Annotated in this window: 8 protein-coding genes; 6 read left to right on the plus strand and 2 right to left on the minus strand. The window is 59.0% G+C overall.

Annotation, left to right across the window (positions count from 1 at the left end; all coding sequences use genetic code 11):
• Positions 1-202: 202 nt before the first annotated feature.
• Together VGL22_RS10035 and VGL22_RS10040 are read right to left on the minus strand one after the other, a co-directional pair.
• A complete protein-coding gene (locus VGL22_RS10035; protein WP_465266777.1) occupies positions 203-2,737 on the minus strand; it encodes an excinuclease ABC subunit UvrA in 2,535 nt (844 codons plus the stop codon).
• Positions 2,738-3,113: 376 nt separating this feature from the next.
• Positions 3,114-4,841 (minus strand): peptide-N4-asparagine amidase, encoded by a 1,728-nt coding sequence (locus VGL22_RS10040; protein ID WP_465266778.1) that lies wholly within the window; start codon positions 4,839-4,841, stop codon positions 3,114-3,116.
• 392 nt (positions 4,842-5,233) lie between these two features.
• Between VGL22_RS10040 and VGL22_RS10045 the strand changes: the two genes are divergently transcribed.
• The 6 genes from VGL22_RS10045 to VGL22_RS10070 all read left to right on the plus strand — a co-directional run bounded on the left by VGL22_RS10045 (position 5,234) and on the right by VGL22_RS10070 (position 16,894).
• The gene (locus VGL22_RS10045) at positions 5,234-8,641 is read left to right on the plus strand and encodes an outer membrane beta-barrel protein (protein ID WP_465266779.1); all 3,408 of its coding nucleotides are present in this window, start codon (positions 5,234-5,236) and stop codon (positions 8,639-8,641) included.
• Positions 8,642-8,704: 63 nt separating this feature from the next.
• The gene (locus VGL22_RS10050; RefSeq protein ID WP_465266780.1) at positions 8,705-9,460 is read left to right on the plus strand and encodes a copper homeostasis protein CutC; all 756 of its coding nucleotides are present in this window, start codon (positions 8,705-8,707) and stop codon (positions 9,458-9,460) included.
• Positions 9,461-9,506: 46 nt separating this feature from the next.
• A complete protein-coding gene (locus VGL22_RS10055; RefSeq protein WP_465266781.1) occupies positions 9,507-10,298 on the plus strand; it encodes a DeoR/GlpR family DNA-binding transcription regulator in 792 nt (263 codons plus the stop codon).
• 350 nt (positions 10,299-10,648) lie between these two features.
• Positions 10,649-13,960, plus strand: a complete 3,312-nt coding sequence (locus VGL22_RS10060) for an outer membrane beta-barrel protein (protein WP_465266782.1) — start codon at positions 10,649-10,651, stop codon at positions 13,958-13,960.
• 1,105 nt (positions 13,961-15,065) lie between these two features.
• Positions 15,066-16,403, plus strand: coding sequence for a sigma 54-interacting transcriptional regulator (locus VGL22_RS10065; protein ID WP_465266783.1), 1,338 nt, complete (start codon positions 15,066-15,068; stop codon positions 16,401-16,403).
• 209 nt (positions 16,404-16,612) lie between these two features.
• Positions 16,613-16,894 carry a hypothetical protein gene (locus tag VGL22_RS10070; protein WP_465266784.1) on the plus strand — a complete coding sequence of 94 codons (282 nt, stop codon included), beginning with the start codon at positions 16,613-16,615 and terminating at the stop codon, positions 16,892-16,894.
• Positions 16,895-16,926: the final 32 nt, after the last annotated feature.

Raw genomic sequence — 16,926 nt, forward strand, 5'->3', positions numbered from 1 at the left:
CCATGCTGGTGGGGTTGGGGTATCCGACCCTCGCAACAAGGACACGGACGTGCGAGGATGGCCACCTGCGGTGGGACCAATTGCGAGCTTCGCTCGCCTGTTCCGGGTGTCTTGAGATCGCGGGCTTCCATCCTATCGCCAGGAAAAAGGCGACAGGATTTGGCACGGGAGCTTCAGGGTTACTCACGCTGAACACAAAAGACTAGAGGGTGTGGGGATGGCCGGCGCCGGGGAGATATTCGGCGAGGTAAGGCACGGTTCTGCTGCCGCGAGCCGACAGTATCTCTTCGGGAGAGCCTTCCGCGACGATGCGGCCGCCTTCGTCGCCTGCGCCGGGACCGATGTCGATGATCCAGTCGCAGCTCGCGATGACCTGCATGTCGTGCTCGATCACGATCACGGTATTGCCGGCGTCGACCAGCTTTTGCAACTGGCGCTGAAGCCGCTCGACGTCGGTGGGATGCAGGCCGGTGGTGGGTTCGTCAAGCACGTAGAGGCTTTTGCCGTGTTCGGCCCGTTGCAACTCGGTGGCGAGTTTTACGCGCTGGGCTTCGCCGCCGGAGAGTTCGGTAGCGGCCTGGCCGAGACGAAGGTAGCCAAGGCCCACTTCCTGCAGGACCTTCAACGAGCGCTCGATGGGCGCATCGTCTGTGAAGAATTCGGCAGCGGCATCGACCGTCATGGCGAGCACGTCAGCAATGCTCTTGTTGCGATACAGGACTTCGAGTGTTTTGGCGTTGAAGCGCGCGCCGTGACATGTGGGGCAGGGGCTGTACACGCTGGGGAGGAAGAGCAACTCGACGCACACGAAGCCTTCTCCAGAACAGGTGGGGCAACGGCCTTTTGCCACATTGAAGGAGAAGCGCCCGGCGTCATATTTGCGGGAGCGGGCGAGCGATGTGGAGGCAAAGAGCCTGCGGACGTGATCGAACAGGCCGGTATACGTAGCCATGTTGGAGCGTGGGGTCCGGCCGATGGGTTTCTGATCGACGACAACCAAGCGGCGGATGTGCTGCATGCCTTCAGCGATGCGGCCAGACAGGGTGAGGACCGGCGTGTCTTCAAGGCTGTCGTTGGTCTCCGGCTCTTCGGCCGCAATTTTTTGGCCGAATCGTTCAGCGACCAGGTCGACCAGGGCCTGGCTGACGAGGGTCGATTTTCCCGAGCCGGAGACGCCGGTGACGGCTGTCATCACGCCCAGTGGGAAGTTCGCATCGAGGTGATCGAGGTTATTGCGGGTCACGCCTCTGAGCTGCAGCCAGGCTTTGGGCTGGCGTCGGGATGCGGGTTTCCGAGGTTCTGAAGCGAACAGGTGGCGCCGCGTCTGGGAATGCTCCACGCTGCGCAATCCCTCGGGCGGCCCGGCGTAGAGAACCGCGCCGCCGTTTACTCCCGCGCCGGGGCCGACCTCCACAATCCAGTCAGCGCGGCGCACGACTTCGATTTCATGTTCCACGACGAAGATGGAATTGCCGGCTCTCTTAAGGCCGTCAAGGGCGTTGAGCAAGGCGTGGGTGTCAGCGGGATGCAGGCCGGCGGAGGGCTCATCGAGGACGTAAATCACGCCGAAGAGATTGGAGTGCAGTTGGGTGGCGAGGCGCAGCCGCTGCAGTTCGCCGGGGGAAAGCGTGGGGGTGCTGCGCTCGAGAGAGAGATAGCCGAGGCCGAGGTCAAGAAGCACGGCGAGGCGATTGGAGATTTCAGAGGTGATGCGCCGGGTGACTTCCGACTTCTCAGGATGCGCGGCGTGTTTGCGGTTGGGCTGCTTGCTGAATGGCTCGAGGGTAGCACGGAGCCGCTTGAGGGGGAGCGATGAGATTGCGGAGATGTCATAGCCGGCGAATTTGACGGACAGGGTTTCCGGGCGCAGGCGCTTGCCATGGCAGCTCTCACATTCAGCAGAGATCATGAATTGCGCGACACGCTTCTTCATCATGGCGCTGTGGGTGTTCGCAAAGGTGGAGAAGACATGCCTTTTGGCGCTGGTGAACGTGCCCATGTAGCCAGGGTCCAGTTTGCGTTTGAGGGCGGTGCGCGTTTCGGCGGGAGTAAAGCCCGGGTACACGGGGACCTGTGGCTGCTCTTCAGTAAACAGGATCCAGTTGCGATCCTTTTTCGGTAGATCACGCCAGGGCTTGCCGACATCGAAGCCGAGGGAGACGAGGATGTCGCGCTGGTTCTGGCCACCCCAGGCGGTGGGCCATGCGGCGATGGCGCGCTCGCGGATGGTGAGCGATGGGTCAGGCACCATCGATTCTTCAGTTACGGTGTAGACACGGCCGAGGCCATGGCACTGGGGGCAGGCTCCCTCAGCAGTGTTGGGCGAGAACGATTCCGCGTAGAGCAAAGGCTGGTTGGGGGGATAGTCGCCGGCGCGCGAGTAAAGCATGCGCAGCAGGTTAGAGAGGGTGGTGACGGAGCCTACCGAGGAGCGCGGCGTGGGAGCGCCACGCTGCTGCTGCAGCGCCACTGCCGGCGGCAGGCCGTCAATGGAGTCGACCGAAGGAACAGCGAGCTGATGAAACAGGCGGCGCGCGTAGGGAGAAACGGATTCAAGGTAGCGGCGCTGGGCTTCAGCATAGATGGTTCCGAATGCCAAGGAAGACTTGCCGGAACCGGAGACGCCCGTGAACACCACCAGCGCATCGCGGGGAATGTCGACATCTACATTGCGGAGGTTATGCTCGCGGGCGCCACGCACCCTGACCATGCGGTTGTCTGAATAAGCTGAAGTCAATCGTTCCCCTCCAGGATTTGGATGCGGGGAGAGGCAGTTGGGGCGGGTGGAGGCCAGTTGAGTTCATCGGGCGCGCGCAGCAGGTGCGGCGATTCGGCGCAAGGTTCGATGCCTGTTCCTCCGAGACCCGCGAATCGGGTTTCTTTCGGCCACGTCGAGTTAGTATTTCGCGCACCGGTGCCTTATGGTCAGTACGGCAAAAATGGAGAAGGCGCTTGGAAGGTGATTCACCGTGGCGCTGACACGGCTGCTTCAACAACTCCGGGATCCCGGAAGAGTGGTGTGTCGGTCTCGACGTGCTGCCTGGAAAGGCCGATCGGGCCGGAGGAGGCACCCTTCGCGCCCCCAACCGGCCAAATCGACTATCGCGGCATTCTTAATGACTGCTGTTGCGGCATCCGGGGCCGGTGGAGACTCCGGTCAGCACTTGAGCAGCTGCAGTAATCGTGCGGTCCCAGCACTGCCCTCTCGAGGTGTGGAGGCGGTACGTTTGCGTGGTCTTGCTTCCCGTCGGCCCGATCAGAGTTCCGCTCGAGTCCCACTTGAGTGTGTCGGTAGCGCGAACGTGGTTGCTTTCGTCACTCACCAGGGCGGGTCCCCATCCGGCGTTGTTAACCTCGCGAACATCGTCCCGTTGATCGCTCGTGGTGGACTGGCTGAAGCTGCCATCTGCATTCACGACGAACGAATAGTCCAGGGTGAGCGGGTACGAGAACTGCTGTTCCACAATGCCTGAGTTGGGGCCGCCGCGTGTCGAGGTTCGCGATTGGACGTTGGTGGACTGTTGTACGTTCTGCATATCGGTGTTCGCGTTTACGTTGAACTTCTGCCTGTTGCGGAAATCGACGGTTTGATCGAGAGTTGTTTCCACACGGCCATGGGAAGTGATGGCATACCCGCTGATCTCGAAGTGACGTTTCGATCCGACGGTGACCGTGCCGGTATAAGTGGGCCCCGCACCGGTGGTAATGTCCTCGTCCACACTGGGCGTTGGAGCCATAGTGAGCGTGTTGCGGATGAGCCCGCCCGTCACCTTCGATCTGCCGTGATCCTGATAGACGAGAAGGTTGGCGGTGGCCAGGAAGTAGCTGTTCGCGTTGTAGACGCTGACGGCGACGGTGTGGGTGCTGCCGTCAGAGAGTACGCCGGCAAACGGCGTGAGGTCGACGCGATAGGGCTTGAAGTCGAGCGTCTGCACTCCGGGAATCGGTTCCCATAAATACGGATCAATGCCGCCGGTGTATATCCATGGATAGACAGGCGCGACGCCGGCAGGCTGTCCGTCGATCCATATTTCCGTTTCGCGGAACGCGGTGTTCCCACAACTCTCCAGGTTCGCAGTCTGGTCATCGGGGACGCAGAAATACCAGAACTCATCGTTTGACTGGCTCTGTGCGATTACATCGAGATAGACGCGCTCTACATTCGTGGGCAGGTTCAGCGTCTGCGAGATGGTATCCGATGTGGTGTTGAGCGTGCCTGCATCTCCACCGCCGCCATTGATGGGGACGATGATGTCAGGGGTGACGGGAGCCCCGACGCCGTGGCCGGCGGGATAGAACTCGAGCGCCGCGTTGGCATAGATGATGCCGTTGTAGGTCACGCCGCCAGACACGCCTACGAAGTTGCCGATGTTGGCTTCGCCCGTCTGGGCAGAGGTGAACATCGCGGACAGATCCGTCAAGTCACGCTCTACGTGCCACGAAGGGCTGAGGGTTTTACGCGGTTCGGCAGTGGTGCCGTAGTAGATGTTGGCATGTCCCAGATAAAAGGCCGCGGTGCGATCGAACTGACGGCCTGCGGTTACGGTGAAATCCGCCGTGAAGACGACCTTGGCCCAGGGTCCAGGACAGGCGGACGGCGGAGCGTAGCTGAAGACCTTGGGCGTGAAATCCGCGAATTCGAGGTTGCTGAACAAGGGCACCACGCAGGGCGTGGTATGCGGACGGGAAACGGGCGGTTCGGCGCTGATGGGGTCGGACGATCCGATCTGCGGGTTGGGCGGCACTACTACCACTTGGGCGAGGGCCGCTGTTGCGCACGCGAACGAGAGCATGGTGGCCAGTCTGGCCAGCCATGTCCTGGGGGAGGACGCTGCTGTCATGGCGGATTTCCTTTCGGGGCCTTCCAAAGATGCCGCCCAATATACATGACTTCCAGGTTCGAATGCATCGGAAAAATGATTTCTTTAATCACTTTTCAGAATTCGAGCGCCTATCCGTCGAGGGAGGCGGCATTCCTGCAACGTTTGCGGCAATCAGATCGCATGTTTTGAACGGCTTGTACGGAGCCTGTTTCGGCGGTAAACGGCTCTGGATGCCACCTTAATACACTCTTTCACTCGTCCGGCGTGATCGAGATATGCACAAAAATGATCATCTTAATCACTTTTTGATGGACATTCAAGATCTTGCCAGCGTAATCTGCCTCGCGTAGACCACTATGGCTGTTTCCAGAGCCCCACTCAATGCAAACCAATTTCAGCGAGGCAATGCAATGAAACAAATGATGGCAGGAAGACTACTCAGGAAGGCCGGAGTTGCTGCGGCGCTCCTGTTCAGTTTGCTTTCCGCAAGGGCGCAGTCTGTGACTGCCGCCATTACCGGCACAATCACGGACCCCAGCGGTGCGGTGGTCAGCGGAGCGCATGTGGTCGCGCGTAACGTCAGCACCGGCGTTGAAACGTCGGCTGCCACCAACGACGCGGGGTCTTATCGAATCGAGTTCCTTCCCATCGGGCAATACGTTGCCACTATAACGGCTCCGGGATTTTCCAAAGCATCTATACCGGTATTCACGCTGGAGGCCCTGCAGACGGCCACTTTCAACGTCAAGTTATCTGTCGGCGCAGAGTCGACCACTCTCGAAGTTACGGCTGCAACGCCGATCCTCAACACCAGCGACTACACCTTGACCGGCACGTTCACGGAGAACACCATCTCCAACTTCCCGCTCAAGAGCCTCGACTTCAGTGCCCTCACGCTGTACGTGCCAGGTGCCGCCAGCACCTACGGCAACACAGGCACAAACTCCATTGAGCGCAGCACGTATTACAGCGACTCGGTGAACATGAACGGAAACCGCGCGCAGGCCAATAACTACACGCTTGAAGGCATCGATATGAACGAGACCTTCAACAACCTGATCTCCTACAGCCCTGCCCCGGCGGCTCTGGGGGAAGTCAAAGTGCTGACCGCCAACACGCCGGCCGAGTTCGGCAATGTGAACGGCGCGGGTGTGGTGAGCGTACTCAAGAGCGGCACTAACCAATTTCATGGCTCGGCATATGGATATGTGCAGGACTACCGTTTGAATGCGAACAGCTGGCAAAACGGCAACCAGACGCCGGTGGTTTCCACCAATCCTTACTCGCAGGACCAATTTGGCGGCACCTTCGGCGGTCCGATCGTGCGCAACAAGCTCTTCTTCTTTGTGGATTATCTTGGCTCCCGCTACCACACAGGAGGCATCGGTACGGTCAGTGTGCTGACGCAGAAAATGCGCTCGGGAGATTTTTCCGAACTCCTCACGGGGAGCAATCCCATTCAGCTCTATGACCCCTTGAACAACAACAAGCCGTATGTCGGCAACACGGGAGTTCCGATCAACAACCCGGTCGCACAATTCCTGTTGGCCCATCAGGATCTTTATCCGGAGCCGAACGCAACTCCCACTGACGGTATCGCGGCGAACAACTACCAGGCGCACACTCGCAGCTACAAGGCCAACAATCAGGGCGACATCAAAGTCGATTACCAGATGAGTGAGCGCAACAAGCTGTCGAGCTTCTATGCGATGTCAACGGCCTATGACGGAAATACCCCAGTGCTGGCCATCAGCTTCAATGGGCCGAATCTCTATCCCACCAAGCTGGGCGGCACCAACTGGGTACACTCGTTCTCGCCCTCCCTCATCAATTCGCTGCGTCTCGGCTTCACCAGAACCGAATGGGCGCAGAACTTCTCGGTCGATTCAACGGGACAGTTCGGCACCAGCGGAAATCAGACGGTGGGCATCAACTTCCCGAATCAAACATTGCCTGGTTATTCGGGCCAGAGCATCTCGGGCGGTATCTTCGCCGGCGGCAATCCGGTGTATGGCGGCGGCCTCATCGATAACACCTACAGTTACATTGACGCTCTGAGCTGGCAAAAGAGCCGCCATTTCTTCAGCTTCGGCGTCTCCATGCTGCACTACCAGAACAATTACCCGACCGCCAACAACAACGGCTACCTGGGGCAGCTCACGTATAACGGCAACTTTACCAAGGACGCAACGGGCAAGAACGCCAACTCCGGGTACGGCGGAGCGGATTTTGTGTTGGACCGCATCAGCGGCGCCGCCGTGACCTTCGCCAGCGTAAACGTGGGCCAGCGCCAATGGCGCACCGGCATCTACTTCAACGATGACTTCAAGCTGACGCCCCAGCTCACCATCAACTACGGCTTCCGGTACGAACTGGACCAGCCATGGGTGGAGCAGAACAACAAAACCGGAAACATCGACGAGGCCACCGGGCAGGTCATCTATGCTCACGCGGTTCCGGCCGGAGCGCCGGCAGGCGCCGGGCTGTGCAAGAACCTCGGCTGCTACGACTGGAACTTCCACCAATTCATGCCGCGTCTGGGCTTCGCATATCAATTCCATTCGCGAGCTGTGGTGCGCGGTGGATACAGCGCCACAAGCTTTTATGAGGGCAACTCGTCCAACCAGCGCCTCACTTCGATCACTCCGTTCATCCAGGCCATGAACGTGAACATCCCGCAGCCCACTGCCGACTCGATCACACAGCCTTTGAACACGCAGAATGCCTTTGCGCAGTCGGCACAGGCGGGCGGCACATACAACGTGTACCCGCAGAACATCCAGCCGGCGTACATCCACAATTACAACCTGACACTCGAATATGCGCTGACGCATCTGCTGTCATTGCAGGCCGGCTATGTGGGCGAGAGCGGCCAGCACATTGAGGATTACGGCAACATTAACCAGTGGAGGACTCCGGACGATCCGACCTCGGCGCCCTACTACGCCAATGCCTACATCGGCTGCCAAACGGCTGCGGCGACGCAGATCTGCTCCAATCCTCTCCTGGTTACCGAGTCGCGCGCCATGATGAACTACAACGCACTGCAGGCTATCCTGCGGCAGCGCGTCTCTGACGGCGGGCTCGAGTACACCGTCAACTACACCTATAGCAAGTCGATGACGAACAGCCTCGGCAATTACGCGCTGAACGTGAACGGCTACAGCGGCGCATTCCAGAACTACTATGACAGCGGCGCTGACTACGGTCCTGCCGGATACGACATCACGCATAACCTCACGGCAACGGCCGTGTATGCTCTGCCGGTGGGCCATGGCAAGCGCTATTTTGCAAACACGAACCGCGTTGTGGATGAGATTGTGGGAGGATGGAGGCTCGCCGCGGCGGTCATGTCCTACAGCGGCTTCCCCGAGACACTTACCGCAGGTGTGAGCAGCAATACCAACAGCTACGGCGTAGAGCGCGCGAATCAATATCGCCCCCTGCACATTCGCCATCGTTCACTAAGCAACTGGTTCGGCGATGATCCTTCGGCGCAGCCGTGCACGACCGCGGGTGTTGACAACGGCGTGTGCGCCTTCGGCACCCCGGCGCAGAACACCTTCGGCACATCGCGTAATGGGTCGGTGCGCGGCCCGGGCTTCCATAACGTGGACATGTCGATGATGAAGGACTTCCGCATTGTCCACGAGCATTATCTCGGCTTCCGGTTCGATGCGTTCAATGCGTTCAACATGGTGAGCTACGGGAATCCCGACACAGGCATCAACAACAGCAGTTTTGGAGAGATCGTGCAGCAGAATTCGATTCGTTCGACGGAACGTCATCTGCAGTTTTCGGCGCACTACACCTTCTGAACTGAACCGAGAGAGCTGCGGCAGGCTCTCTAAACATCTCCGTCTCCCGAGGGCGCAGCGGTCATGAAACTCGAAGTATGTGTCGATTCCGTCGAGTCATCGATTGCTGCCGCCAGAGGAGGGGCGGAACGGATCGAGCTCTGCAGCGCATTGAGTGAAGATGGGATCACGCCGAGCGCGGGCCTCATCGACATCGTCAGGAAATGCGTCGAGATCGACGTTTTCGTGATCATTCGTCCTCGCGGCGGCTCGTTTGTCTATTCCGAGCATGAGCTGAAGGTGATGCGCAGTGACATCGCCGCAGCCAGGTCTTGGGGCGTCAATGGCGTGGTTCTCGGCCTCTTGAATGAGGAGGGCATGATCGACCGGCCGCACACCACCGAACTCATCGAACTGGCGCGCCCCATGGAAGTCACGTTTCATCGCGCTTTCGACGCCTCGCGAAACCACGCTGAAGCGCTCGAAGATGTGATCGCCTGCGGGGCTGACCGGCTGCTTACCGCGGGCGGTTCCTCAGACGCGATGAACAATCTGGATTCCCTCGCTGCCCTGCAAGGCCAGGCGGGTGGTCGCATTCGGATCATGGCAGGCGGCGGTATTCGCATCGGGAACGTGCACGAAGTCGCGATGCTGACCGGCATTGGCGAGGTGCATACATCGCTCAACTCCAAGGCGCAGAATTCGGCGTACGATGGCGGAGCCGGTCCTGGCGCCGTGCGCGACTCCGGATGCTACGTGGTGCAGGAGAGTGACGTGCAAGCATTCAAAGCTGTGTTGCACGAAATCGGCATGCGAAGCTCAGCGAAGCCCCGCGTGTAGTACGATGTTCTGAAAAACTCCCCAGATAGAGAGCGACATCAGGGTTATGTCTATCAACACGGACAAACGCGCCAAGGAGATCCTGCGTCTGCTCCTGAGTCACGGAAGAGCCTCAGTTGAGGAACTGACATCCGCACTTGGCACGTCTCCGGCCAGCGTGCGCCGTGACCTGGTTCGGCTTGAGGCGCGTGGGCTTGTCAATCGGACCCTGGGCGGCGCCATGCTCGCCAACCATGGCGGGCCGGTGTATGAGCCTTTTCGTTTCGACGCTTCCTTCCAGGTACGCGAAGATCGCTTCTCAACCGAGAAGCAGCGCATCGCGCGCGCGGCCGCGGCCCTTGTTCAGGAGAATGAAACGATTGGCTTCTCAGCCGGCACCACAACCGCCCTGGTGGCGCGCCAGCTTCTCCATCGTAAGAACATCAATGTCATCACCAATGCGGTGAATATCGGGATGGAGCTGAGTTCGAGCACGAGATTGCATGCCACCCTCACCGGAGGCACGCTTCGCTGGGCAGGCGCGTTCTCACTGGTTGGCCCCACGGCAATAGAGTCGCTTGCGCTGGTGGTGATGGATCGGTTGTTTTTGAGCGCAACCGGCGTCGATGCGGAGCGGGGGGCTACCCTCATCCAACCGGACGAGGCAGCGGTCTTCCGCGCAATGGCGCGGCGGGCGCGACAGGTGATCGTGGTGGCCGACTCGAGCAAGATGGGCCGGGTCAGCCCGGCAGTCGTGTGCGCGCCGCCCGAAATCGACCTGCTGATTACTGATAACGGCATGAGTGAAGAAGCGGCGAGGACGTTTGCGGCCAGTGGAATTAAGATTCTGGCAGTTTAGCCTCTCAACTCTCAGGGACTCGCGCGCAATTCGCCGCCCGGCCGGGTGGATCGTGGATCGAACCTCTCCATCGAAAGATTGAGCAAGTCCCCCATCGGCCGATGCAGGACAACGCAAACAGATAGCAATTAATGTTCCTTCGAACAGCCCGCCACCTAATCGCTTCCCCTGAATGTTGGTGGACCCCCTGCATTTGCTATTCCGCACCGGGCTCTCTAGATCGCGGAACCCTATAAGGTGTGGCATCTTCTCTGACGCGTTCGTCACGGCGATCCAGTCAGGAGGGTGTCATGCGAACACAGAGCTCACTCTGTTTGGAATGCCAAGTCTTCTGGGAGAGTCGAAAAGATATGAAGTGCGTTCGCAATGTGCTTGCCCTTCTGGTGCTCACTTGCCTCAGTCTGTCTGCGCAGCAGATCACCGGGATCATTCGCGGAACCGTCACAGATCCAAGCGGCGCGGTTATTCAGGGCGCTTCGGTAACGGCACGGCAGGCGGAAACGGGCTTGTCGCGCAGTACGACCACAGATCGCAATGGCAACTACGTTCTCCTCGAGCTGCCGGTCGGGCACTACAGCCTGCGGGTGTCGTCGGCTGGTTTCCAGGAATATGTGCAGGATGGCGTCACACTCAACGTGAATGAGACGGCGTCGGTCTCGCCGCATCTCGCGGTCGGATCAGAGAAGCAGCAGGTGCTGGTAAGCGCCGATGCCCAGCTGATTGAGCCAACCGTCACCAGCATGGGCAAGGTCGTGGAACAGCAGGAACTGGAGGATCTGCCCCTGAATGGGCGCAACTTCTCGCAATTGGGACTCTTGCAGCCTGGTGTCGTTCCCTTGACACCCGGGGTGGCTGAAGCGGGCGGGTCGCTACGCAATGGACAGGCTTATTCGGTCAATGGCCAGCGGCCTGAGTCAAACAACTTTCTCATAGACGGTGCGAACAACTTCAACGGGGTCGATGGCGGTTTCGTCCTCAAGCCGCCGGTTGATGCGATCAGCGAGTTCCGCATCATCACGCACAGCGCCAATGCCGAATTCGGGGGCGCGCTCGGGTCGACGACGAACCTCGTCACGCGATCGGGCACCAATCATGTGCACGGAACGTTATGGGAATTCCTGCGCAACGACGCGGTCGACGCCAACAACTATTTCGCGCAAGAGAAGGAGCCGCTGAAGCAGAATCAGTTTGGCGCCTCGATCGGTGGGCCGATCAAAAAGGATAAGACCTTCGTATTCGGCTTCTATGAGGGCTTTCGCAACCGGCAGGGCGAGTCAGAGCTGACCACTGTCCCGTCAGTCAAGCAACGGGGCGGCGACTTCTCCGAACTTTGCACGGAGGGCTTCACAGAAGGCTTTTGCAACAATCCGCAACACCAGCTGTTCAACGTATTTGCCAACGCGCCGTACCCGAATAACTACGTGCCTCCGGAGCAGATCAACTCGGTTTCGAAGAACCTGCTGAGCTTCTTTCCGCTTCCGAACGCCGGGACAAGCCTGCTCTCCACGACGCAAACGCTAACAAATGACAGCGATCAGTTCGGCATCAAGGTCGACCACTATCTCGGTCTTCGCGATACGGTGAGCGTCAGTTATATGTTTTACCAGCTGTCCCAGCTCGACCCGTTATCGCCCGGAGGCGCAAGCGTGCCCGGCTTCCCGGTGGGTGAAGATCAGCGCGCGCAGAACCTTGTCGCCCAGGAAACGCACACCTTCTCGCCGGCCGTCATCGCAGTGCTTCGATTCTCATACCTGCGCAACAAGTTCCTCTTTGGCGAGCGCGAAGACCATCAGCCCCCGTCAGACTTTGGATTCCAATACGAGCCTAGTCTTGGGGTCGCGGCCGGACCTCCTTTCATCCAGGTGAACGGCTATGCCACGGTGGGCGATCCAATCACCGGCCCGCGCAACACCTACGAAAATGTCTTTGATTACTCGGGATCGCTGACCTGGGTGCACGGCAAGCACGAGCTGAAATTCGGCGGCGGATACCAGCATCAGCAAATCAATGTGCTGCAAGGGATCGCGACCAACGGCTTCTTCGTTTTCGTGCCATTCCCGGTGACCGACGCATTCGCCAGCTTCCTCACCGGGCAACCCGTCGTCTTCTTGCAGGGTATCGGCGATTTCGCGCGCGGGATTCTTGGCAACAATGGAAACGGCTACATCCAGGACACGTATAAGATCACGTCGCGCTTCACAATCAATGCTGGAGTGCGTTACGAACTGCCCGCGCCCTACACCGAAATCCACAATCGGTTGTCGTTGTTCGAGCCCGGGAAGCAGTCCAAGGTCCTTCCCGATGCGCCGACGGGCTTGTTGTATCCCGGCGATCCAGGCGTCCCCAGCGGCTTGATCCAGACCGAGAAGACGGCACTTGCTCCGCGCGTCGGCGTCGCGTGGGATCCTCGCGGAGACGGCAAGCAGCTGGTTACCTCGTCATACGCGATGTTCTACGAGCCTTATTACACCGGACAAGGCGGGCCTTTGCAGGCTCCGATCAGCGCACCTCCGTATCTGGGAACGCCGCAGGTGAGCCTGCCCAACTTCGCGGACCCGTTCAACGGCAATCCTCCGGCCCCGGGGACTTTCTCCACGCCACTGACGAACCTGACTCTGGCGCCGGCATTGAAGCTCCCGTACACGCAGGACTGGGACCTGAACGTGCAGCGCGCATTCTCATCCGATTGGCTGTTCGAACTTGGATACGTCGGCACCAAGGGCACTCGCCTGCCGCGTTTTATCGAAGCTAACCCAGCAGTGTTCATTCCGGGAACTGAGGACGGTCAGCCGATTTCGAACTCCAGCAACGCCGATCAGCGGCGGCTCTATTCCGGTTGCACGCTCAAGGACGCGCCGAGCATTTGCAAGTTCTCATCCACCGGCGAGATCGCCGGCATCGCCAACTCGTCTTACCATGCACTGGAAGCGTCGTTGCGAAAGCGGTTCAGCCACGGCTTGTCTTTCCTCGGCTCCTACACGTGGTCGAAAGCAATTGACGATGTTTCGTCGTTCAACATAACCGGATCGGCGGCAAAGCCAGTGGCCGGCGAAAACGATCTCGCCCAGAATCCGTTCGATCTCGGTGCGGAGCGGGGGCTCTCGCTGTTCGACGCGCGCAACCGGTTCGTGGGGAGCTATGAATGGGCGCTTCCGTTCTGGAATCATGCGGAGAACTGGTACCAGCGGGCGCTCGGCGGATGGCAGTTGAATGGTATAGCCACCTTGATGAGCGGCACGCCGTTCACGGTCTTCGACTCCAACGACGTTTCCGCGCAAGGCAGCGCGCCGGAGATCACAGGATTCTCAGCGCAGCGTCCCAATATCGTGGGCAAACCCAACGGCGGGCCGCGCACGGTCAGCTCGTGGCTAAACGCCGGCGCTTACCAGCGGCTCGATACCGTAGCCAACGCGGGGCAATTTGGCACGGAAGGCCGCAATGTGAATTTTGGCCCGGGCTACGCCGACTGGGACTTCGGTGCTCTCAAGAATTTCAGAGTGACAGAGTCGACGCATTTGCAGTTCCGCGCCGAACTGTTTGACATCCTGAACCGCACCAACTTCCGCTTGCCCGACAGCGACATCAGTTCGCCTACGTTCAACCATATCCTCGCGGCGCAATCCCCGCGCCAGGTGCAGTTTGCATTGAAGTTCATGTATTAGGACTGAACCAAAGCAGGCGCCCTGCTGCCGCACGGGCATTGCTACCCATGTTGTAGCAGCACGTGCGGCGCACGGGCCTGCTTTTGATCTGGGAAATGGCGGCATCCCACTGATCCGGATTGACGACCTCCAATCCGACACAGTGCGCCTTGCCACCCGCGCTGTTGATACCTGGCACCAGCGCATCCCCGCGATTACGGGTTGTACCGGCAATGGATACGGGCGAACAGCCGTGCTGACGCGCGGCCCATCCTACCGTAACCTCAAGTGATCAGCGCCGCCTTGTTCTCAAGCCTCATGATCGACCTCCGGTGACTGGTTAGTTGCTGCTGGAGGCGACCATCCCGCATTTACGCGTTCATGATGCGGCGATGTTCTTCACTCGGTGTCATTACGAGAAGCCGTGGGCTCACCGGCGACGGACCGCAATCCAATCCGACGATTCTCACTCGTTTTCGAATCTCTTGAGCAGTTCGTAACCGACCATCAGGCTCGGCATGTATTCTGTCCACTTCAAAAATGCGGAGCCACTGGTTCGACAGGAGTATCAGGTATGATTTCACGTCCGGCTATCGTCCTTTGTTTTTGCATGACGACGATGTCGCCTTGGAACTGGGCACAGACAGTACCACCTGAAACGGCTAACCGGTCGTGAATCGATAGCTTGCTCCACCCTGGGTGAGGATCCCTTTTTAAACGGCGCGATGGGAGCGGAGTATGGGCGGATGAAACGGCCGGCTTTTACAACACCGTGGTGGACGCGATGCTGAAAGTGGATTCAACGCGGATGAGATCGGCAAGATCGCAGGCGGTAACTTCTTGCGGGTATTCGAGCTGGCCATAGCGCAATAGTCAACGCCGGCAAGTTGTTGGTTGAGGGGAGACGGAAATCCAGCCATGTCGGAGAAAAGTGGCCAGGCAGGCAAGTGGAAACGGAACGGCGCGCAAGAGTCTGACAGGAGGGGTTTGGCCGTTTTCCGTCAAGTCGATGATGCTTCTGGCTAGTAGCGTTAAAATCCCGCTTATGGGTCCGGCTCGCAATTCTCCAAAATCTCAGTCTGTTTCCACATCGCAGCCGAATCTCCCTGTCGTTTGCGTAGTGACAGTGGACCCGAAATTTCTTGAGATCCTGCACGAAGAACTGGCGCCCTGGTTTGAAATGACAGTGCGCGGAAGTTATGACGATCTCGATCACTGGACCCGACAGGTGGCGGCAGTTCTCCTGGACATTGATACCGAGGGAGAGGATCCTCTAGGTGGATTACCGGTTCTGACTCAGTTGCGTCGGCTGAACAGCGGAATCACCTTGATATCGATGAGCCGGGACAGAAGACGCTCCGTTGAAAAACAGGCGCTTACAGCAGGTGCGGATGCACACTTCCGCAATCCGGTGGATGTACCCGAATTGCGGGCGACACTGCTGGAAACGGTTCGCTATCGGATGGGCGAAGCGGAACGCGAGCGGATGCGTCACCTGGCAATCGAAGCAAGCCGCTTTCAGGATTTCGTCGGATCCAGTGAGCCCATGCGGCTTGTTTATGACTCCATTCAGCAGGTGGCTTCGAGCAGCGTCAATGTGTTGATCCGAGGCGAAAGCGGGACAGGCAAGGAACTCGCGGCCCGCGCTATTGTGGCGCTGAGCCCTCGGGCAAAAAAACCCTATATCCGTCTGAACTGCGCCGCGCTGCCTGAAAACCTGATTGAGTCTGAACTGTTCGGAAGCGAGAAGGGCGCATTTACCGGAGCTACCGAGTCGCGCCCCGGACATATCGAACTGGCCGACGGAGGCACTCTGTTTCTTGATGAGATCGCCACCCTCTCAGTAGCCCTGCAAACAAAATTGCTGCGCGTGCTGGAAGATCATCAGGTGCAGCGTCTGGGGGGGCGCATAGTGCGGAAGATCGATTTCAGGCTCATCTGCGCCACGAATGAGGCCCTTGAGGACATGGTCCGAGGAGGGAAGTTTCGCGAAGATCTCTACTACCGCATTCACGTGGTACCGATCCAGCTACCGCCTCTGCGGGAACGCACCGGGGATATTTCTCTACTTTGCGACTACTTTCTCGAGGTTCATTGCGTCGCCAACGGCTTGCCAGTAAAGCGGATCAGCGCGGAAACTCTGAGTGCATTGGAGGAACATACCTGGCCGGGCAACGTTCGGGAACTGGAGAACCTGATTCAGCGCTTACTGGTCACTGTGCGAAGGGAGGAAATCGTAGCCAATGATTTGCCTTCGAGAGTACTGGCGCAAAGCATTGCGGCGCACGAGGCGATTCTGGTTCCGAAGGAGGGCACCGACTTCGACGGAGAGATTCGCAGCCTGGAAGTCGCGCTGCTAACGACGGCGCTGAATCGGACGGGGGGCAGCAAAGCGGCGGCCGCGCGTTTGCTGAACATCGACGGACAGCGCATCAAATATCTCTGCCGCAAGTATTCGCTTTAGCTGATTCATGGGTTAAAAACTCACCGATCTGGGTTTAATTTTTCACCAACGCAAATCGAAGTCGGGCCAGTGGCGGCTCAGGCCGTCAGTGCAACTGGCTGAAAACAAGAAAGCTTATGAACGCAGAGCCTCGCGCCTCCCGTTTGGCATGTCGCATGCTCTCATACAGGGCGTAGACGCAAGTCAAATTCATTCGGGGAGAACACAAAATGGCGATCGCGAAGAAGTCTCTGATCAGCGGCAACAGCACCACCTCCACCTCTACGACCCGCACCAAGAACGCCGCCAACACAGCCCCGCAGGCAGCTGAAAAGCTGGTGGCAGCGAAGCTTCTGACGGGAAAGACACTGAACGCCCGGGCGATGAACGCGAAGAGCCTCAACGCGAAGAGCCTGAACACGAAGAGCCTCAATGCGAAGAGTCTCAACGCGAAAAGCCTGAACGCGAAAAGCCTCAACGCCAAGAGCCTGAACGCGAAAGTGGTCTACTAACTGCTGCATGCGGCTCCCAGGACCTCGATTTA

Source organism: Occallatibacter sp. (assembly GCF_036502485.1).
Lineage (GTDB): Bacteria > Acidobacteriota > Terriglobia > Terriglobales > Acidobacteriaceae > Telmatobacter.